The organism is Mesorhizobium sp. M1328 (assembly GCF_040318075.1).
In the GTDB taxonomy this organism is placed as follows: domain Bacteria; phylum Pseudomonadota; class Alphaproteobacteria; order Rhizobiales; family Rhizobiaceae; genus Mesorhizobium.
Window position 1 is genome coordinate 18,476 of the sequence record NZ_JAMYLO010000029.1, and the last position, 19,681, is coordinate 38,156.

A 19,681-nucleotide genomic window follows, 5' to 3' on the forward strand; every position below is an offset into this window, starting at 1 on the left:
AGGTCGTGTCCGATCAGCGCTGAACGAACGGCGCCGGAATGGAATTCCCGCCGTCGATCCAGACACTTTTTTCCTGGAGATATTCGTAGATGGCGGTGTGGCCGTTCTCCCGCCCGAAGCCCGACTGCTTGTAGCCGCCGAAGGGCGAGAGATAGCTGGTCGCACGATACATGTTGACCCATATGCTGCCGGCTTCGAGCCGTTCAGGCAGGCGGATCGCGCGGCCGAGATCCTGCGTCCACAGACCGGCCGCAAGGCCGTAAATGCTGTCATTGGCGATCGCCACCGCCTCGTCCTCATCCTCGAACGGAATGATCGAGAGCACCGGTCCGAAGACTTCTTCCTGCGCGATGCGCATGGACTGCTTGACGTTGCCGAAGATCGTCGGCTCGACGAACCAGCCGTCGGCGATCGACTCGTCCTCGGGCACCTTGCCGCCCAGCAATTGCGTTGCACCCTCGCCATTGGCGATGCCGATATAGTCGAGCACCTTCTTACGCTGCGGCAGCGTCGTGATCGGACCGACCTGCGTTTCGGGATCGAGCGGATCGCCAATCTTCGCGGTCCTTGCGAACTCGACCAGTTTTTCCGTCACCTGGTCATAGACGGAGCGCTGCACGAGCGCGCGCGAGCCGGCGATGCAGGTCTGCCCCGTCGCTGCGAAGATGCCGGAAACGAGGCCGGGTATGGCCGCTTCCATCTTGGCGTCGGCGAAGACGATGTTGGCGGATTTACCGCCGAGCTCCAGCGTCACCTTCTTCAGCCCACCTGCGGCCGATTGATAGACGCGGCGGCCGGTGGCGTCGCCGCCGGTGAAGGCCACTTTCGCGACATCGGGATGCGTGACCAGCCGGTCGCCGATCTCGTTGCCGAAGCCGGTTATGATGTTGACGACGCCCTTGGGAAAGCCGGCTTTTTCGAAGAGCTGGCCGAAGAACAGCGCCGAGACAGAGGAGAATTCCGATGGCTTCCAGACGATCGTGTTGCCGGCGGCAAGTGCTGGAGCCAGCTTCCAGGTCGCCAACATCAGCGGCGAATTCCACGGCGTGATCGCGGCTACGACCCCGAGCGGTTCCTGGCGCGTGTAGTTGAACACGCCCGGCTTGTCGATCGGGATAACACGCCCCTCGATCTTGTCGGCAAGGCCGCCAAAGAAGCGGAACCATTGCGGAATATATTTGCACTGCATCCGCATTTCATTGATCAGCTTGCCATTGTCGCGGGTTTCGAGAATGGCCAGATTTTCGGCTTCCTCGGCGACCAGATCGGCAAAGCGCGCCATGATCTGTCCGCGCGCGCTCGGGCTCATTTTGCGCCATTCGCCGCGGAAGGCGTCGACGGCGGCCTGAACGGCCGCGTCGACATCGGCAACCCCGGCGCGCGGAACCAGCGCCCAGGCCTTGCCGGTGAAGGGATCGAAGGATTCGAAACGATCACCCGATGCCGAGGCGACCAAGCGCCCGCCGACCAGCATCGAAAGTTTTTCCGCGGCGAGCGGCGGGCGCGTCGTCATGCCTGGGCTTCCTGCATGGCCTCGCGGGCGAGCCGGAAGGCATCGACCCCTGCCGGCACGCCGGCATAGATCGCTACCTGCAGCAGCACCTCGCGGATCTCATCCTTGGTGACGCCGTTGCGAAGCGCGCCCTTCACATGCATTTTCAGCTCGTGTGGCCGGTTGAGCGCAGCCAGCATGGCAAGATTCAGCATGCTGCGCGTCTTCTTGTCGAGCGTATCGCGGCCCCATACGGCGCCCCAGCAATACTCCGTCACCAGTTCCTGCATCGGTCGATTGAAATCATCGGCGCTGGCAAAGGATTTCTCGACGAACTCCGCGCCCAGAACCGATTTGCGGATCTCAAAACCCTTGTCGAATACGTCCTTGCCCATTTGGGTAGTCCTTTCCTGTTTGGTGGAGGTCAGAGGCCGGGGGTCGGCCGATATTTGCGGCCACGCGCAATCACATGACCGAGCGAACCATTGGTCAGATAGATCTGCGTTGCCTTGGAATCATACTGGACATTTTCCTGCCCGGGATAGCCGATCAGTTCACGCACGCGGGGGTTCATGTAATAGGTGGCGATGGCAATGGTGGTGATCGCGGAGAAGGCTTCGCCGTCTTGCCTGTTGATTTTTTCCAGATGTGCCTCCGCGCCGGTGGACGGATCTATGGCGATGGCACGGGCAAAGGCCTCCTTGAGATCGATGCGGAAATCGAGGGATTTCTCGACGTCCGCGTACGTGCAGACATCGCTGAATTTCGGCATCTTGCCATGCGCCGGGATCAGAAAATCGGCGAGCGCGAAAAAGACTTGTTCCTTCGCCATTTCAGGCCACCTTCTGATTGCGGCGCTCGGCAATCATGCGCTGCGTATTGCGCAACGCAACGGCCATGATGGTCGCCGTCGGATTGGTGGCGCCCGAGGTCGGGAAGGTCGAGGCGTCCATGACATAGAGGTTCGGCACGTCATGGCAGGCGCCCCATTGATCGACGACGGAGCGCTTGGGGTCGTCGCCCATGACGGTTGTGCCGATCAGGTGCCAGCCGGATTCGCGCACCGGTGTCGAAACCAGCGTCTCGATGGCCCCGGCGGCACGCACTGATTCCAGGCAACGGTCGATATTGAACTGCAACAGCCGGTTGGAATTCTCGTTGACCTTGTAGACGATCTGCGGTGCCGGCAGGCCATCGGAATCCACCAGATCCTTCGACAGCACCACTTGGTTGCTCTCCTCCGGCAGGTCTTCGCCGACGATTCCCCAGATCAGCGAATGGCCGAAGCGGCGGGCAACGTTCTCATGCAGTTTGGCGCCCCAGAAATCCTGGAAGCGGCCTTCCTCGGCGACATAGACCTTCGAGCCGGTCGCACCGGACACGCCGACCGGTCCGCCCGACGGCATGCAGTTCCATTTTGAGCCGCGCACGAAGCCGCGGCTTTCGTCCGTCTCGTAGAATTCCAGCGAATAGACCTGCTGACCGAAGGGGCCACGCCAGGAATCAAGCGGATCCTCGTAGGAGGCGAGCACGCTTGCGAAGGGATGCATCATCAACCGCTTGCCGACCATGCCCGAGGAATTGGCGAGCCCGTCCGGATTCCTGGAGCCACCCGACATCAGCAGCAGCCGCGGCGTGCCGACGCCATTGGCGCACAGGATGACGACCTTGGCGCGCTGGCGCCGCTCGCGCCCATTGGCGTCGATATAGACGACGCCGGTGGCGAGCCCCTGGTCGTTGGTCTCGACCTCCTTCACCCGTGCACGGGTGATCAGCCGCGCGCCGGCCTTCAACGCCAAGGGCCAATGCGAGCGGTCGGTCGTCGACTTCGCCCCCTCGGGGCAGCCGGTAAGGCAGGTGCCACGGCGCACGCATGGATTGAGCTCACCGAACTTCTCCGACGGGATTGCATTGCTTCCCGGCCACCAGTGCCAGCCCATCTTCTCCATGCCGAGCGCGCCGCGCAGGCCGACGGACCCCATCGGCAGCGCCGGAAAGGGATAGGCGCCGCGCGGCGGAAAGGCCGGATCGCCGGATAGGCCTGAGACCCCCACTTCGCGCTCAATCTCGAGCTGATAGGGCAAGAGGTCCTCATAGCTGAAGGGCCAGTCCTCGGCCACGCCGTCCATCGAGCGTACCCGGAAATCGGACGGCAGGAAATGCATCCACTGCGCGCCATAGAGCGTGGCGCTGCCGCCGACGCCGGCGAACATCAGCGGATTTATATCCGTCGTGGACGTATCGACGGGGTAGTCGTTCGGGTTGTCGCGAACATTCGGATTGGGATGCCAGAGCTTGGTGCTGACCAGCTCGTGTTCCGGGCGGGCGCCGGTGTAGTCGTCATAGTTCGGCCACTCGCCCTGTTCCAGCACGACCACGGAAATGCCGGCGCGCGCCAGATGAAGTGCTGCGACCGAGCCGGACGGGCCGGCGCCGACGATCACCACATCCACTTCTTCGTCGCGTCCCGGCCGTGCATTGCGTTGCGCTAGAATTTCAACCGTCATTCTCTTCCTCCCTCGAGGTCCATCAACCGCATGACGCTCAGGCGAGCCGTGTCCGGTAAAAGGCCGCGGCGCCGATGATGATGATGCCTTTGATGATGAGCTGCATCTCGATCGGAAAACCGAGCAGCAGCACCAGGTTGTTGATCACGACCAGCACGGCCACACCGAGCAGCGCGGCAAAGACATTGCCGCGGCCGCCGGAAAGCGCGACCCCGCCCATCACCGCCGCGACGATCGAATCCAGTTCGTAGCCTTGCCCGACCCAGTTCGACACGGTGCCGACATAGCCGAGCAGGAAGAGCCCGCCTATGCCGGCGCAGACTGAGCATATGACGTAGCAGAGGATCACGACGCGGTCGGGCGCGACTCCATTGAGGAACGCGGCTTTCGGATTGCTGCCCACCATGAATATTTCCCGGCCGAGGCGCGACCGGTGCAGCACGATGCCGAAGGCAGTCGCCAGGAATGCCAGCGTGATCAGATTGACGGGAATGCCAAGGATGCGTCCGGAGGCCAGAAAGCCCATGCCGGGCGGCAGCGTGCTGATCGGCGCGCCGCCAGTGTAGGCGAAGCGTGCGCCTTGTAGGATGATCATCATTGCCAGCGTCGCGAGAAACGGGCTGACATTGCGCTTGGCCACCAGCCAGCCATTGATCAGGCCGACCACGGCCGACAGGGCAATCGCAGCGATGAAGATCAACGGGATCGCCTCGTTGGTCGTGGCTTTGAAGGCGGTCGCCAGCACGGCCACCGTCGCCATCAATGAGGCCACGGAAAGATCCAGTCCGCGCACCAGGATGACAAAGGTCTGGCCGACGACGACCATGCCAAGCGGTGCGGCGATCGTCAGCACATTGACCATGTTGGCCGGCCGCAGAAAGGTCGGTGAAGCGACAGCCGCAACGACCATCAGCGCGACCAGGAAGATCACCAGTCCGTAGCGCTCGAAGACGGACGACATGGAAATGCTTTGCGATCGCTGCATCGGGGTATCGAGAGGCGTCATCGCTATTTCCGCCTCGCGCTGTGAATGCCTACCGCGATGATGATGATGAGACCCTGAATGACCCACTGGTAGTAGGACGAGACATTCACGAAATTCAGCAGGCTGTTCAGCATGGTGACGAGCAGCACGCCAAGGAACGTGCCAAGCACGCCACCCCTGCCCCCGGCCAGGATGGTGCCCCCGACTACGACCGGCGTCACCGACTGCAGCGTCAGCGCGACGCCGATGCGTGGGTCGCCGACACCGGTTCGCGCGGTCAGGAAAATCGCCGCTATCCCGGCGCACAGGCCCGACAGCGCATAGGCGAGCACCACGATGCGATCGACGGGCAGGCCGTTCAGCCGCGCCGCTTCCCGATCGCCGCCGACGAAGTAGATGCTGCGGCCCGTGCGCGTCCGCTGCAGCGAAAGCCCGGCGAGCGCGAAGATCACGACCAGCACGAGGGCGCTGAACGGAATGCCGCCGACCTTTGCATAGGCAATATCCGCGAAGGCGCGCGGTACGGAGCCGCCGGGCTCCTTGCGGTACATCAGCGTTGCGCCGAAGATGATCGAGGACATGCCGAGCGTGACGATCAGGGGATGGACGCGCAGCACGATCGTCAGCAACCCGTTGAGCGCGCCGACAGCGGTGGCGGCGACCAATGCGAGCGGCAGTGCAAGCCAGACCAGATCAGGGCGCCATTCCAGGAAGTTCGCCAGAAAGACGGTGAGCGCACCGACCAGCGAACCGATCGCCAGATCGATGCCGCCCATCAGCACGACGAAAGTCTGGCCAAGGCTGACCGTGCCGAGCACAATGAGCTGCTGGAGCAGATTGCCGATGTTGCGCCAGGTCAGGAACCGGTCCGACAGCAAGCCGCCAGCGACGGCAAGCAGCACCAGCAGCACAGCCACGATCAGATAGGAAAGCATCAGCCGGTTGCGGCGAAGATCCATGACGATCGCGCTCATCCAACCGGCTCCGCATGCTGATCCATGTCCGCCTTGCGGTCCCCGACGGATCGCACGGCGAGATCCATGATCGGCTCCTCGCCAAGCGCATCGCCCTTGATTTCGCCGACGATATGGCCCTGCGCCATCACGAAGACCCTGTCGGAGAGCCCGACGATTTCGGGCAGTTCCGAGCTGATCATCAACACGCCGACGCCCGAATCCGCCAGCCGGCGCACGATTCGGTAGATCTCCACCTTGGCCCCGATATCGACGCCGCGCGTCGGTTCGTCGAGGATGAGCAGCCTGCTGGCGATCCGCGACCAGCGGCTGAACAGCACCTTCTGCTGATTGCCGCCCGAGAGATTGCCGATCTTCACGTCAGGCGACGGTGTCGCGACCGAAAAATCCTGGATCTGCCGCGTGGCCACCGCACGTTCTTGCTTACGGTCGATCAGCCCGCGTTTCGTTATGGCATCGAGATCGGGTGCCACGATGTTGGCGGAGATCGGCAGGCCGAGAAACAGGCCGTCGTCCTTGCGGCTCTCGGTCAGAAAACCGAGCCCATGGCCGATCGAACCCTTCGGAAGCTTTCTCTCGAATGGCTTGCCATCGAATTCGATCACGCCGCTCTCGACGGCGCGCGTGCCGAAGATGGCCTCGGCGACCTCCGTGCGTCCCGAGCCGACCATGCCGGCCACGCCGACGATTTCGCCAACCTTGACGTTAAGGCTGACGTCGCGGACGCGCGGACCAGCCCTTAAATTGCGAACGGTGAGTACATCCGGTCCGTCCGCCGGTGCGGTACGCCGCGACGGATAGATCTGGCTGAGCCGGCGACCGACCATTCTGGTGATCATCTCTTCACGCGTCAGCGCGCTTACCGGGCTCGTGCCGACGAGCTGGCCGTCCTTGAGGATCGTCACCCTGTCGGCGATCTCGAAGATCTCTTCGAGCCGATGGGAGACATAGACGATGCCGACGCCTTCGTTGCGCAGTCTGCGCATATTCTCGAACAAAAGATCGACCTCGCGGCCAGCGATGACCGCCGTCGGCTCGTCCAGAATGAGCAGCCGCACCTCGCCGACCAGGGCTTTCGCGATCTCGACCATTTGCTGATCGGCAAGCGGCAATTCGTCGATCTTGGCGTGGGTTGGAATATCGACGCCGAGCTGTGCGAGGATTTCAGCCGCACGGGCATGGCGGGCGCGGTTCGAAATGAGCCCCAGCAGCCCACGGGGCTGAGCATCGACCAGAATGTTTTCGGCAACCGAAAGCTCGGGAAAAAGCGCGAGCTCCTGGTGGATCACGTGGATGCCCGCCGCGCGCGCTTCCTTCGGCGACTGCCAGGAAACCGGCTTGCCGAGATAGGTGATGGTGCCGGAATTGGGTTTGGTCACGCCGCCCATGACGCGGATCAGCGTCGACTTGCCCGCGCCGTTCTCGCCCAGAAGCGCGTGGATCTCGCCTGGCTGGACGGCGAAATCAACCTTGTCCAGGGGTTTGACTCCAGGATAGTCCTTCTCGATCTGGTTGAGCTCAATTACAGACGCTGACATATCCGGCGCTCGAACTGTTCAATTCACGTCCGGTGCGCGCCAAGCTTGGCGCGCACCGGGTCGCTTGGGAGGCTACTTCGGATAGTCGGGATTGAATGTGCTCGGATTATAGCCGGCGGGCAGCCCGTTGCTTGGCGACAGATCGCCCGGATCGTCCATGCTGACGTGATCGAGCAGATGCCTATCGCCCTTGACCGAGACCGTATCGGCGCCCGGCGACGTGACGACCTGGAAGCTGACCTCGACCTTGTCCGGGACCGAAATACCCTTGAGCACGTCGAGCGCCGTCTCGATGCCGGTGATGCCCATCGATGTCGGATAGTCAATGCCGACCATCTTGATGTTGTGCTGGTTGGCCAGCTGATACATCCGGGCGACGTCGCCGCCGGTCATCGGCGGAAATTCGCCGTCCTTGTAGCCGGCATCAAGAAACGCCTCGATCGCGCCATAGCCCTGAAGCGCGCTGTCGGCCAGGACCCCGTTGATGTTCTTGCCGTGCTTCTGGATCAGCGCCGCCATCACCGACTTGCCGGTGGCCGGGTTCCAGTCGCAATACTGCTTCTCGAGCACCTTGATATTAGGGAATTTCGAGAACACTTCCTCGTTCGCCTTGATGCGGATTTCCGCCACGCTGGAACCGGCAATGCCTGGCAGCATGACAATATTGCCCTTGCCGCCGAGCGTCTCGCACAGCCACTGAGCCTCGAGACGGCCAAGCGCCCAATCGGACGCGGTGACGTAGGTGATGTAATTTGCGGCCGTCTTGACCTTGCGGTCGACCATGACGACGGGAATGCCCTGCTCCGTGGCGCGGCCGACCACGGAATCGAGCGCGTCTTCGGTCGAAGCCGCGATAAGCAGGATGTCAACGCCCTGGCTGATCAGATCCTGGATGTCGGCGATCTGCTTGGAAGGATCGTCATTGGCATCGGTGACCAGGAGATGAGCGATCTCGTCGCGGTGCTGGCCGGCGGACCAGAGGACGCCGTGCTGGAAGGCGACGCGCCAGGCATTCGAAATTGAGGCATTGGAGAAGCCGATCGTATAGGGACCGTCCTTCTTCCACTTCGATGTGTCGACCATGGTATTGGCATTAGGATTCCACATCCAGGTGCGCGGCGCGCCATAGTAGCCGGGTTTCGTTTCCGGCTCCGAAGCGACGGCTGCGCTGGTCTGGGCGAGCTGGATGGCCGGCGCGGCGGCCATGGCTGCCGCCACGGCCGGCATGCCTCGGATAAAGCTCTTACGCGAGATCCTGTGGTCTAATATGCTCTTTATTGACATTGGTTCCTCCTCCTGAACGCTCGACAGAGCGCTTAAAATTCTCCTCGTATTCGTGCACACGAGACAGTATAAACACACAATAGATGTTTATATCCCGGGCAAATCGCCCGACTATTTCCTGACAACCTCCAATTCAGGAAAATTCGATTGAAAGCGATTTGACGCAAATTAGCCGTCGATTACCCACGATCGTCAATCTGCCGTCTTGTAATAACTGCTATTACCTTTTTGCCCATTGGGAGCAGCGAAGAATGCGACTTATGTAGCAGCCGGTGCCGGGCGCTTGAGGTGCGTTCCGTCGGAGGAGAGGCCGTGAATATTCTTGTTGTCTTGCGCATGATCCCGGATTCCGCGGGCGAACTTCAGCTTGGCGAAGACGGGCGCAGCATCGATCGGGAATGGCTGGATTTCCAACTCAACGATTTCGACGATCACGCCCTCGAGGAAGCAATCCTGATCAAGGAGGCCGTCGGCGCGAAGGTGACTGCGGTCGCCGTCGGCGAAGGCGCCAGCCGGGTGCTGCAAATGGCTGCGGCGCGCGGCGCCGACGAGGTCGTCGCCCTTCAATCCGAAGAGGATGCCATGATCTCCTCGCGCGATATCGCGGCGTCCATTGCGTCGATGGCGCGGGTAAAATCCGCCGACCTTGTCCTGTGCGGCGTTCAATCGACGGAGGACATTTTCGGCCAGCTCGCACCCTATGTCGGCGCGCTGCTCGACTGGCCGCATGTTTCTGGCACCAACCGTATCGTTGCGAACGGCACCGTGCTTCGGGTCACGCAAGAGCGCGGCGCTGGTGTCGCCGTGACCTACGAGCTGGCCATGCCGGCGGTTCTGGGCGTCCAAACGGCGTCCAAGGCACCGCGCTACGTCTCCGGCAGCAAGCTCCGCGAGGCATCTAAGACGCCCATCGGCCGCGCCACGCCCGAATCGTCAGGCTTCGAGCGTTCCGCCGAGATCATCACATTGCGTCTGCCAGTCCAGGGCGGCTCCGGCGAGAACCTCGGCGGCAATGCGGAGACCGTCGCCGATCGCCTCGTCACCATCCTGACAGCCAAAGGCCTGGCAAGGAACTAAGCCATGAAATTGATTGCCTGCACGGAAGGCCGCTCCAGCAAGATCGAAGCCTTCTCACTTGAAATGATCGCCGCGGCGCGATCGCTCGGTCAGGCCGGGGACGAGGTCGTCGCCTTTTTCGCCGGCCGTGACGCGGAAGGCGCTTCCGCTTCCTTCGGTGCCGCCGATCGCCTAATAGTGGCCCGCGCCACAAAATCGGATGTTATTCCCGCCGAGACTTATGCTCGACTTCTACGCGACGTCATCACTGCCGAGAGCCCTGGTCTGGTCCTGGTTCCCTATTCGGCAAATGGACTGGACGTGGCAGCCGACATCGCGGCGCGAACCGGCTGGCCGCTCATCTCCTATGTCAATGAAATCAAGCGGCATGGTGAAAGCCTGACGATCGTCGCGCAGATGTATGGCGGCAAGATACTCACCGAATGCGAAGTGCAGCTGCCCGCCATTCTGATGATCAACCCGGGGGCCTTCGCGGAGGCAGCGCCAGGCCCGATCGCCGCCGTGAGCGTGCAGACGATCGATGCCGACCCCGCGCTCACCAGCGGCAAGGTGAAGATGGTGGCCATCGACGTGCCGGATTATGCCGACGTCGATCTGACGACAGCCGAGAGGATCGTGTGCGTGGGCCGCGGCATCGGCGACGAGGCAAGCATCGACCTTGCCCGCAATCTGGCGACGATGCTGGGGGCGGAGATCGCCGGCAGCCGTCCTGTCGTCGACAATGGCTGGCTGCCTAAGCTGCGCCAGGTCGGCAAATCCGGCCAGAAGGTGAAGCCGAAACTCTATCTGGCGCTCGGCGTGTCCGGTGCGCCCGAACATCTCGAGGGCATGTCGCAGGCCGACCTCATCATTGCCGTCAACACCGATCCGAAGGCCCCCATCTTCAATGTCGCGCATTACGGCGCGACCTGTGACCTGTTCGATCTCGTCGCCAATCTGAGCGACAGGCTGCGGGCCGGCTCTGGCCGTTGAGATGGCGTCGACCCTGCCACTCTGGATCCTGGTCATCACAGCACTCGCGTTGACGGCCTGGCGCTCGCGCCGTTACGCGGTTGCTCTTGCCAATGCACCGGCAGCGGCCCGCTTCGACCGCCCGATGCTGCGTCTCCAGGGCGTGATGGTCGCCATCGGCATGCACCGGAAAATGCTCCGCAAGCCGCTTTCCGGCGTGCTTCACGCAATCATCTTCATTTCGTTCTTCGTGCTGTTCACCGCCACGATCGATGCCTTCGGCTCGCGGCTGTTTCCCGGGTTCTCACTTGCGCCTATCGGTGGCGAAACCTGGATTGCCGCTCTGCAGGATATCTTTTCGGTGCTGATGCTGGTCGGCGTCGGACTTGCACTCTATCAGCGTTACGTGCTGCGGCCTGCCCGTTTCGACGGCTCGAGCGGCAGTGATGCGGCAATCATCTATGTGTTGATCGTCCTGATCGTGGCGTCCCTGTTGCTTGAGGCGGCGGCACGCATAGTCGGTGGCGCCGACGGCTCGTGGCGGCCGGTCGCGTCGGCGCTGGCAGGACTGCTCGATCGTGCCGGCATGTCGGCACATGCGGGCGAAGAGCTGTTCTACTGGATTCACATAGGCGCCATTCTGGCGTTCCTTGTCTATATCCCCGGTTCGAAGCACCGGCACATGTTTCTTGCCGCGCCCAACATCTACTTCCGCAGCCTGGAACCGCGCGGCCTGGCGCCCGCGGTCCCGGAAGCGCGTGAGGCTCCAGGCATCGACAGCCTGGGACAGTTCGACTGGAAACAGCAGCTCGACCTTCTGTCCTGCACCGAATGCGGCCGTTGCCAATCGGTCTGTCCAGCCTATGCGGCCGGTCTGCCGCTCAGCCCGAAGTTGCTGATCACAGACATGCGCGATGCGCTTGCCGCGGGACCATCGGCGGCCCCGCTGGTCGGCGGCGTGATTTCCGAGGAGACGCTGTGGGCCTGCACCACCTGCCGGGCCTGCATGGAAGCATGCCCGGTCGAGATCGAGCATCTGCCCAAGATCATCGACATGCGCCGTCATCTGGTCGACGAAGGCCGTGTCGGCCCCGGTCTGCAGGAGGCGCTATCGAACCTGACCCGTCTCGGCAATTCCATGGGCAAGCCTTCCAAGATGCGGGCCCGCTGGACCAGGGAGCTCGGCTTTCCGGTCAAGGACGCGCGCAAGGAACCCGTCGACGTTCTGTGGTTCGTCGGAGACTACGCGTCCTACGATCCGCGCGTTCAGGAAATCACCCGCAAAGTTGCCGAACTACTGACCGCGGCTGGCGTCGATTTCGGCATTCTCTTCGATGCCGAGCGCAACAGCGGCAACGATGTGCGGCGTGCCGGCGAAGAAGGTCTGTTCGAGACGCTCGCTCAGTCCAACATCGATGAGATCAAGGCGTGCAGCTTCAACCGGATCATGACCACCGATCCGCATAGCCTGAATGCGCTGAAGAACGACTATCAGCATTTCGGCGCGGCGTTCGAGGTGCTGCACTATACGGCGCTGCTGACGGAACTCATCGCGGCTGGAAAACTCGACCTGCATGTCGCCGACGGCGCCAGGGTCACCTATCACGATCCCTGCTATCTTGGACGCTACAATGGCGGCTTCGATGCGCCGCGCGAGCTGATCCGCGCCGCCGGCTACACGCTTCACGACATGCCGCGCTGCCGCGAGAATTCCTTTTGTTGCGGCGCCGGCGGCGGCCGCATCTGGCAAGGCGACGACGGCGTGACCGAGCGGCCGAGCGAGAACCGCATCCGTGAAGCGCTGCGCCTGGGCGACGTCGCCTATTTCGTCGTCGCCTGCCCGAAGGACAAGGTGATGTACACCGCCGCGATCGATGCGCTCGGCGTGGCCGACAGATTGAAGGTCGTGGACATAGCGGAACTTCTGGTGCCGCGCACAAGCCAGGCGCTCGAAATGCCCACGGTGGAAACGACCTGACGGAATGCAATCCAAGAGATCGAGACCAAGCACCATGGGCAATAGGCCCCGACGAAGGAGAGAGCGATCATGTCGACCCTGAAAATCGGCTTTGTTGGCATCGGAAAAATGGGCACGCCGATGGCGACCCGTCTCATCAAGGCCGGCTACGAAGTGACTGTCTACGACGTCGACAGCAAAGCCGTTGCGGAGTTGACCAATGCGGGCGCGAAAGCCGCCGCCGGTGCGCGAGATGTTGCCGATGTTGCGGAGATCGTCTTTGCCAGCCTGCCCAGCCCGCAGATCCTGGAAAAGGTCGTGCTCGGCGAAAGCGGTATCGCCGAGGGCAAGGCGGTTCGCATCTTCATCGACATCTCGACGACGGGTCCGCGGACGGCCGCCAAGGTTGCCGAAGGCCTTTCAGCCAAGAACATCGCCATGATCGACGCGCCCGTCAGCGGAGGATTAAAAGGCGCGCGCAATGGCACACTCGCCGTCATGGTGTCGGGGCCGAAGGCTGCCTTCGATACGGTGAGGCCGGTGATCGAAAATTTCGGCCGGATATTCTTCATGGGCGAAGTTCAGGGCTCCGCCCAGACCATGAAGCTTGCCAATAACCTGCTTGCGGCGGCGGCACTTGCTGTCTCCTCCGAGGCAGTGGTGATGGGCGTCAAGGCGGGCCTCGATCCGAAGGTCATGATCGACGTCATCAATGCCTCCAGCGGCCGCAACAGTGCCACCGAGGACAAGTTCCCGAAATCCGTGCTGCCGCGCACCTTCGATTTCGGCTTCGCGACCGGCCTGTCGTTCAAGGATGTGCGCCTGTGTGTGGACGAGGCGGAGGCAATGGGCGTGCCGATGGTGGTAGGCAGCGCCGTGCGCCAGTTGCTGAGCGTGACGAACCAAATCTACGGACCCGACTCCGATTTCACTTGCATGGTCAAGACCGTCGAGACATGGGCGCATGTGGAGGTCGGCTCGGCCGAGCCCACCGATGTCGCCAAGGCAAGCTGAGCATGGTTGACGCCGCACGCTATGAAATCCATGCCGTTCGCTACGGCCATTTCGAGCGCCGGTCGGGCGAGAATTTCCTGGGCGGCGACACGCATGATGTTCCAATGCCGCTCGACTACTTCGTCTGGGCGATTGTCGGGGAAAAGCGCACCTTCATCGTCGACACCGGCTTCGACAAGCCGACCGGCGACAAACGGGGACGCAGTGTCGTCAGGCCCGTTGATGAAGGTCTTGCGGCAATCGGCATCGACCATGCGGATGTCAGCGACGTTATCATCTCCCACATGCATTACGATCATTGCGGGAACCATCATTTGTTCCCAAAAGCGACCTTCCACCTCCAGGATGCAGAGATGGAGTTCGCGACCGGCCGCTGCATGTGCCACCATGCCATGCGCCATCCCTTCGAGGCCGAAGATGTCACCACTATGGTGCGGCGCGTCTTTGCCGGAAAGGTTTGCTTCCACGATCCGGAATCGCAGATCGCGCCCGGCATCACGCTCCATAAGGTTGGCGGCCACTCGCGCGGATTGCAGGTGGTGCGGGTGGAAACCGACAACGGGGCGGTCGTGATCGCGTCCGATGCAGCCCATTTTTACGCCAACATGGAACGCGAAAAGCCGTTTCCCGTCTTCGATCGGCTGAGCGATGTGATCTTCGGGGTCGAGCGTATGAAACAGCTCGCCAGTTCGCCTGCTCACATCGTTCCGGGACACGACCCGCTTGTGCTCAAGCGCTTCGCGCGCACCCGCCGCGACGTCGAGGACATTGTTGCGTTGAACCGACCCCAAGGCTGATCGCATTAATGCCGTGGCAAGCGGTCTCCGCGGCACGTCCGCGATTTTGCACAACCAAGAGATCTCGTACGAACAAGTTTCACTTGTCCGCATTGAAACAATCCACGTCTGCTTTGAGGATTGTGCGGATCAGCGGAACGGCTGCAATCGGGCGCGAAGCGGTCATCCAAGGTTCGGCCTACGGAAGTCGTCTTGGTAGCAGGGGCATCAACTCATGCCACGCGACAGCAGGCAACTATGCGAGCTCGTGGATCGTTACGCCGGGAACAACAGCCTTCGCGATCTCGCATAGATGCTGGTGATGCGTCAGATAAATCACCTGGCCAGCGCTTGCCATCTCGCCAAACAACCTGAAAACCTCCTCGGATCGGAAATGGTCGAAGGTCTCCATGATGTCGTCGGCAATGAATGGCACCGAGGGTCGAAACTGGGCGAACTCGTAGTATCCGGCATGTCGCAGCGCCAGGTAGAGCTGAAAACGCGCACCTTTTGAGAGCGCGTCGGCGACCTTGGACTGACCGTCTCGCTGCAAAGCGATGAGGACTTCCCCGCCCTTCACAGGTTGGGTGGCAAGCCCCGAATACTGACCGCGCGTGATGAGTGCGAATGCGTCAGATGCCCGCTTCATCATCCCGGAGCGATGGCGCTCGCGGTACACGCGCAGAGCGTTCCCGGCGGCCATGACGCCCAGTTTCAGCTCGATGTAGCGGACAGCCTTTTCTTCGATTTCCAGCAAGACGGTGCGGCGCTCGGCATCTATCCGCGCAACCGCGCTGTCGCCACCGATTGCGTCCAGCTTGTCGGCCGCCCGGGTCTGGCGAATAAGCTGCTGTTGTATCGCTTCATCGAGATCCCGAAGCCGCTGCTCATTTTCAGCCTTCTCGACCAGGAGGCTATCGACCTCGACACAATCCAGCGTGGAACGCGCCTGGTCGAAGCGTTCCGCCGCCAGCTCAGCCGACAACTGCTCCTCAAGCTCGGCAACGGCAGCGCGCAGACGATCCCTTTCCCGTAGCAACTCGTCGCGTTCCACGACTTCCGACAAGGTGGTGACGCCGAAAGCGACCAAGACCTCACTTTTGCGTCGCTCATGCGCCGCTATCTCCAGATTGAGACTGTCACGAGCGTCCTGCAGGCGCTGCAGGTCATTGATGAGGTTTGCCTTCATCTCTCTGGCGCGATCGGCGCGTTCCAGACGCTCAGCCAGCCGAATGGCCAACTGCTCCGGTTCGTCGCCGTTCGCGGGCTCACCCGCTTCAGCCGCGGCAGCGGTGACCTCGACAAAGAAATTTTCTCTGTCTGCCTCCATTTTCTCGATGCGGAGCTGCATGGCATCCCGCTCCTGGATGCTTTTCGACAGCTCAGCCAATTGATCGAGCACGTTGCCGACGCCGGGCGCCGATATGCCGCTCTCAAGCCAGGTGCCGGCAAGCGCCTCGACAATGCCGGCTAACCATTCTTCCTCGCGCCTTTCCGCCACGTCTAAAGCCCGCCGTCTGGCGGCCAGGTCCTCCTCTTTCGCGCTCACGGTCTTAAGCGCCTCGGCACGCTCCGCATCGACCTTGAGCTGCCTGTCGAGGAACAGTTCTGCCATGGCCATGGTTGTCTCCACGCTGTCGCCGGGTTCCGAGTCTACCCCGACGCTCGCCAGCGCCCGGATCAACTCCAACTGTACCCTCTCTCCCTCGGCGGCCGCGCGGCGGGCTTTCTTGCGTGCCAGCTCGATGTCCTCCCAGGCCGCGAGCGCATCACTGCGGGCAGAGGCACGATCTTCGATGATTTCGATCAGACGCTCGGGCGAGAATTCCAGGCACTCTGCCAGCAGCTCGCTGGCCACCGCACGAAGTTCGGAGAGTACAGCCTGATCGTCGAGGTCGATCTGTGCAAGCTGGTGGCGGATACGTGTGATGGCGGCTGTTGTTTCAGCGAGGCTGCGGATTGTTGTGCGGATCTCGGCGAGCTCCCGCGCGTTGGCCAGCCGAACCGCTCCAACACTGTCGTCGCGAGCCAAAAGAGCCTCGAAATCGTCCGCCGTTTCGCCGCTGAGCTCACCTCGATGCTTGGCCCACACCTCATCCCGGGCGCGGCGAATGGCAGAAGCCGCTTCATCGTCGGTTACATCGACCGAGGCACGAAGCGCATCCAGGCGAGCCGAGAGCAGGTCGTGACTCTCCTGGTGTTCGGCGAGACGTTCGCAAAGGACAGCCCTGCTCTTTCCCAACCCGGCTGCCCGCACCTTCCATGCACCAACCTGCCCAGCACTCGGGACCGGCACCCTGGCCAGTGCCCCGGCATCTCCAGACCAGGGATGCAGGCGAGCGATTGCCGCCTCCCATCGAACCGTGCTCGCGTCCTCCGCCTCGCGAGCCATTTTCATGTCCGTTAGGTGCCCGCTGCCTCGCGCCTTCGACAAGGCCGAGGCCAGCCTTGCCCTGGCAGGTTCGGGTACAGCCCTCTCTTGCCCAACCCGCTCGCGTGCCGCCTGAAGTGCATCGAGCGCCGCCGCGGCTTCGTTGCGGTCAACGCGCACGGTGGTGGCGATTCCCGATCGCTCCTCGAGCATGGCGCGGACAGCGCCAACGGTGGCAGCAGGCAAAAGCAGCGCAGCCGGATTTGCCTCGGACGACCTTCCAAGCGCGGCAAGGCAAGTCCCCACGGCTTTGTCGAGTATTTGCAGCTCGGTCCTGCGACTTGGCAGGTCCAGCCCTGCGGAGACATAGCGCACCTTACGGTCCGCGAGCGCCCGAATCCGCTCGGAGATTGCCAGGATCGCCTCGTCCACATCGACTGAGGCGATTCTCGTTGTCACGCGCTCGGCGTCGTCGATGTTCCCGGACAGCCGCGTTCTCAGGCTGGCGTCGTCATCGATCAGTTCGGTGACGCCGCCTGTCCAGGTTCGCAGTGGTGACGCGATGTCAGGCAACTCGGCAAGCTGGGCCGCCTTGCGCCGGATGTCGGCGAGGATCGGGATCGCGCGAAGATACGTGGCAATCGTGTCGAGCCGAGCCGACAGCAACGACCGTTCGGCGATACTGCGGCCATACTTTTCCGCCGCGTCGAGACATTCGGCCTCAAGGCTCTCATAGGTCGAGGCCAAGGTGTCGATCGCGTCCCTGCGTGACTTGAGCAAGGCGCTTCTTGAGCAGCGCAAGTTCGGTCCCGTGCGCCTGCTTGCGATAGAGCCCGTCTGCTTCTGCCTCGAGCGCGCTTAATGTGTCGCTCGCATGCCCAAGACCGGCGCTGGCCGTGAACAGGAGCTTGCCCAGGTCGCCACGAGACTCCAGGATCGATTTTCCGCCTGCTTCCAGTGTCTCGTCGTCCAGCGAGAACATGGTCTCGTATGCGTCACGCGACAGACCTGCGAGATGCGCCGTTATCGCCACCTCGCTCACCGGTTGGTCCATCGCGTTCAGCAGCGAGTTGGTGCGCTGTTTCGTGCGCGTGAATGTGTGCTCCGTGCCGGCGAGTTCGAGAACCCCGCCGATACGCATCGCGCTGTACTCGTGCAGGAAATTGTAGCGGCTGCGTTCCTCGATACCGAACAGCAGGTCCAGGTAACCGGAAAGTGCAGTCGACTTGCCCGCCTCGTTCAGCCCGAACACAATATGGAAGTCGGGACCGGCCTGCGGCCTTCGGCCGAAGTCGATCGTCCCATCGGTGAACTTTCCATAGCGAATGAGGTCAAGGCGCCGGAGCCTCATTGCGCCCCACCTGCCTTGAGGCGGGCCGTGACCAGGTCGGCACCGCTGGCAAGCACCCTGTCGAGGAACAGTTCCAGCCCAGCTTCGTCCCGTCCGGCGAAGTCGCGCCCGTCCGGCGGCAGATCGGCAATCATCTTCTGGACAAGCGCCCTCGCCTCGGCGCGGAAGGCCTCTGACTTGGCATCGGCATGCATGGATTGCGCGAGTTCGAATATTGGATCAGCGATGCCATCGGCTGTGTCCGTCGTCGGTGGTGCGAGGTCAAGCTCAAGCTTTTCGACCCATGTGTCGCCCGTCTGCTCCGCCGCCTGCTCGGCTTCGGCCAGCAGCAGGTCCCTGTCGCGGATCAGCGCCCAGGACAAGGGCGTCGCCCCCGTCAGCCCAAGACGGACCACAGCGTGGCGGGACCTGACGGAAGCCCGAATGTCTTCGAGCGCGGATCGGACGCGGCCCACGACCTCGGGCCATTCCACCGTGCCGGTCAGGTCGACGCTCGCCCGTTCGAACTGCGCGATGCTGGTCAGCTTTTCCTCGATCTCGACGGACCGGTCGTCCCGTATCGTGACCAGAGTGACGGATTTCTCTCCGGCCTCGTTGATGTCCCTGCCCTGCGGCATTCCCGGCATCACCACCGTGCTCGCTCCAGGATGGACTTGGCGCGCGTGGATGTGCCCAAGCGCCCAATAGTCAAAACCATGGTCGTGCAAATCAGCAACGCTGCAGGGGGCGTAGACGTCGTGGCCGGGTGATCCAGCAAGGCTGGTATGCATGATGCCCACATTGACCGCCCCTTCCCGGGCGGCCGGATACTTGGGGAGCAGGCTTTCAGGCGCCTTGGGGTTCGCGAAGCTCAATCCGTGGAACATGACGTCCAGCCCGCCAGCTGTTTGCAGCAGAGACTGGGGACGGCCGCCGAAGATCGTCACAGTGTCGGGAAAGACGAGCTGTTTCGAAATCCTCGACATGGCGTCGTGATTTCCGCGGATCTTGAAAACCCTGATGCCGGCCTGGTGGAGGCGTGTCATCTGCGAGGCGAGGAACCGCGCCGTTTTCATCGACGTCTGTTCGCCATCGTAAAGATCGCCGGCAATGACGAGCGCATCGACACGCTCGGCAAGGCAGAGATCCACGATTCCGACAAACGCCTGGCGACTGGCGTCTCCGACGAGTTCGGCAAGATCAGGGTTTCGCAGCGCCAGCGAACGCAGCGGCGAATCGAGGTGAATATCGGCCGTGTGTAGGAATCGAAATGCCATTCGGGTCTCCGCCCACAGAGCATAGAGGGTTCGGCCGCGGCCCGATGCAAAAATTCCAGGATACGCGTTGTTGGTTGTCCAAAAGGTGCGCAATCGCTTACGCTTTACGCTTCCGTTTCAAATCCATCTGCGTCGCCGCTATCGGCGC

General features: G+C 62.3%; 16 protein-coding genes. 5 read left to right on the forward strand and 11 right to left on the reverse strand.

The features are described 5' to 3' along the window. Positions 1-13: 13 nt before the first annotated feature. From NKH23_RS31245 to NKH23_RS31280, 8 genes are all read right to left on the reverse strand, one after another. Positions 14-1,513 (reverse strand): aldehyde dehydrogenase, encoded by a 1,500-nt coding sequence (locus NKH23_RS31245; RefSeq protein ID WP_502912395.1) that lies wholly within the window; start codon positions 1,511-1,513, stop codon positions 14-16. Beyond that, positions 1,510-1,887: a 4-carboxymuconolactone decarboxylase gene (gene pcaC / locus NKH23_RS31250; RefSeq protein WP_352721290.1), complete on the reverse strand. Its 378-nt coding sequence runs from the start codon at positions 1,885-1,887 to the stop codon at positions 1,510-1,512. Before pcaC ends, NKH23_RS31245 begins: the two co-directional genes overlap by 4 nt. Before the next feature lie 29 nt (positions 1,888-1,916). After that, a complete protein-coding gene (locus tag NKH23_RS31255) occupies positions 1,917-2,324 on the reverse strand; it encodes a hypothetical protein (protein ID WP_352721291.1) in 408 nt (135 codons plus the stop codon). A gap of 1 nt (position 2,325) precedes the next feature. Next, on the reverse strand, positions 2,326-3,999 hold the full coding sequence (locus NKH23_RS31260; RefSeq protein ID WP_352721292.1) for a GMC family oxidoreductase: 1,674 nt from the start codon (positions 3,997-3,999) through the stop codon (positions 2,326-2,328). A gap of 37 nt (positions 4,000-4,036) precedes the next feature. Further along, entirely contained in the window at positions 4,037-5,005 is a 969-nt protein-coding gene (locus NKH23_RS31265) for an ABC transporter permease (protein ID WP_352721294.1), read from the reverse strand. 2 nt (positions 5,006-5,007) lie between these two features. Further along, complete coding sequence (locus tag NKH23_RS31270; protein ID WP_352721296.1) at positions 5,008-5,958, reverse strand: ABC transporter permease; 951 nt, start codon at positions 5,956-5,958, stop codon at positions 5,008-5,010. Then, positions 5,955-7,496: a sugar ABC transporter ATP-binding protein gene (locus NKH23_RS31275; RefSeq protein WP_352721298.1), complete on the reverse strand. Its 1,542-nt coding sequence runs from the start codon at positions 7,494-7,496 to the stop codon at positions 5,955-5,957. The genes NKH23_RS31270 and NKH23_RS31275 overlap by 4 nt, the downstream gene beginning before the upstream one ends. Positions 7,497-7,568: 72 nt before the next feature. Beyond that, positions 7,569-8,780 carry a substrate-binding domain-containing protein gene (locus tag NKH23_RS31280; protein ID WP_352721300.1) on the reverse strand — a complete coding sequence of 404 codons (1,212 nt, stop codon included), beginning with the start codon at positions 8,778-8,780 and terminating at the stop codon, positions 7,569-7,571. A 312-nt stretch (positions 8,781-9,092) separates the two neighbouring features. On the opposite strand from NKH23_RS31280, the gene NKH23_RS31285 reads away from it, so the two are divergent. From NKH23_RS31285 to NKH23_RS31305, 5 genes are all read left to right on the forward strand, one after another. Beyond that, positions 9,093-9,857, forward strand: coding sequence for an electron transfer flavoprotein subunit beta/FixA family protein (locus tag NKH23_RS31285; protein WP_352721302.1), 765 nt, complete (start codon positions 9,093-9,095; stop codon positions 9,855-9,857). Positions 9,858-9,860: 3 nt separating this feature from the next. Beyond that, positions 9,861-10,829: an electron transfer flavoprotein subunit alpha/FixB family protein gene (locus tag NKH23_RS31290; RefSeq protein WP_353036328.1), complete on the forward strand. Its 969-nt coding sequence runs from the start codon at positions 9,861-9,863 to the stop codon at positions 10,827-10,829. Between the two features lies 1 nt (position 10,830). Then, positions 10,831-12,786 carry a heterodisulfide reductase-related iron-sulfur binding cluster gene (locus NKH23_RS31295; protein ID WP_353036330.1) on the forward strand — a complete coding sequence of 652 codons (1,956 nt, stop codon included), beginning with the start codon at positions 10,831-10,833 and terminating at the stop codon, positions 12,784-12,786. 69 nt (positions 12,787-12,855) lie between these two features. Then, the gene (locus NKH23_RS31300; protein ID WP_352721307.1) at positions 12,856-13,779 is read left to right on the forward strand and encodes an NAD(P)-dependent oxidoreductase; all 924 of its coding nucleotides are present in this window, start codon (positions 12,856-12,858) and stop codon (positions 13,777-13,779) included. Between the two features lie 2 nt (positions 13,780-13,781). Then, on the forward strand, positions 13,782-14,576 hold the full coding sequence (locus NKH23_RS31305) for an N-acyl homoserine lactonase family protein (RefSeq protein ID WP_353036332.1): 795 nt from the start codon (positions 13,782-13,784) through the stop codon (positions 14,574-14,576). A gap of 235 nt (positions 14,577-14,811) precedes the next feature. On the opposite strand, the gene NKH23_RS31310 is transcribed toward NKH23_RS31305, so the two are convergent. From NKH23_RS31310 to NKH23_RS31320, 3 genes are read right to left on the reverse strand one after another with little or no spacing between them, the layout of a single operon-like run. Further along, a complete protein-coding gene (locus NKH23_RS31310; protein ID WP_353036334.1) occupies positions 14,812-17,706 on the reverse strand; it encodes an ATP-binding protein in 2,895 nt (964 codons plus the stop codon). Further along, complete coding sequence (locus NKH23_RS31315; protein WP_352721313.1) at positions 17,657-18,277, reverse strand: ATP-binding protein; 621 nt, start codon at positions 18,275-18,277, stop codon at positions 17,657-17,659. Before NKH23_RS31315 ends, NKH23_RS31310 begins: the two co-directional genes overlap by 50 nt. After that, positions 18,274-19,533 (reverse strand): metallophosphoesterase family protein, encoded by a 1,260-nt coding sequence (locus NKH23_RS31320; RefSeq protein WP_352721315.1) that lies wholly within the window; start codon positions 19,531-19,533, stop codon positions 18,274-18,276. The genes NKH23_RS31315 and NKH23_RS31320 overlap by 4 nt, the downstream gene beginning before the upstream one ends. Between the last annotated feature and the right edge of the window lie 148 nt (positions 19,534-19,681).

Bases quoted from the DNA above. Each gene is read 5' to 3' on its own strand.
- NKH23_RS31245 (WP_502912395.1), bottom strand. From the start codon at position 1,513: ATGACGACGCGCCCGCCGCTCGCCGCGGAAAAACTTTCGATGCTGGTC.
- pcaC (WP_352721290.1), bottom strand. From the start codon at position 1,887: ATGGGCAAGGACGTATTCGACAAGGGTTTTGAGATCCGCAAATCGGTT.
- NKH23_RS31255 (WP_352721291.1), bottom strand. From the start codon at position 2,324: ATGGCGAAGGAACAAGTCTTTTTCGCGCTCGCCGATTTTCTGATCCCG.
- NKH23_RS31260 (WP_352721292.1), bottom strand. From the start codon at position 3,999: ATGACGGTTGAAATTCTAGCGCAACGCAATGCACGGCCGGGACGCGAC.
- NKH23_RS31265 (WP_352721294.1), bottom strand. From the start codon at position 5,005: ATGACGCCTCTCGATACCCCGATGCAGCGATCGCAAAGCATTTCCATG.
- NKH23_RS31270 (WP_352721296.1), bottom strand. From the start codon at position 5,958: ATGAGCGCGATCGTCATGGATCTTCGCCGCAACCGGCTGATGCTTTCC.
- NKH23_RS31275 (WP_352721298.1), bottom strand. From the start codon at position 7,496: ATGTCAGCGTCTGTAATTGAGCTCAACCAGATCGAGAAGGACTATCCT.
- NKH23_RS31280 (WP_352721300.1), bottom strand. From the start codon at position 8,780: ATGTCAATAAAGAGCATATTAGACCACAGGATCTCGCGTAAGAGCTTT.
- NKH23_RS31290 (WP_353036328.1), top strand. From the start codon at position 9,861: ATGAAATTGATTGCCTGCACGGAAGGCCGCTCCAGCAAGATCGAAGCC.
- NKH23_RS31295 (WP_353036330.1), top strand. From the start codon at position 10,831: ATGGCGTCGACCCTGCCACTCTGGATCCTGGTCATCACAGCACTCGCG.
- NKH23_RS31300 (WP_352721307.1), top strand. From the start codon at position 12,856: ATGTCGACCCTGAAAATCGGCTTTGTTGGCATCGGAAAAATGGGCACG.
- NKH23_RS31305 (WP_353036332.1), top strand. From the start codon at position 13,782: ATGGTTGACGCCGCACGCTATGAAATCCATGCCGTTCGCTACGGCCAT.
- NKH23_RS31315 (WP_352721313.1), bottom strand. From the start codon at position 18,277: ATGAGGCTCCGGCGCCTTGACCTCATTCGCTATGGAAAGTTCACCGAT.
- NKH23_RS31320 (WP_352721315.1), bottom strand. From the start codon at position 19,533: ATGGCATTTCGATTCCTACACACGGCCGATATTCACCTCGATTCGCCG.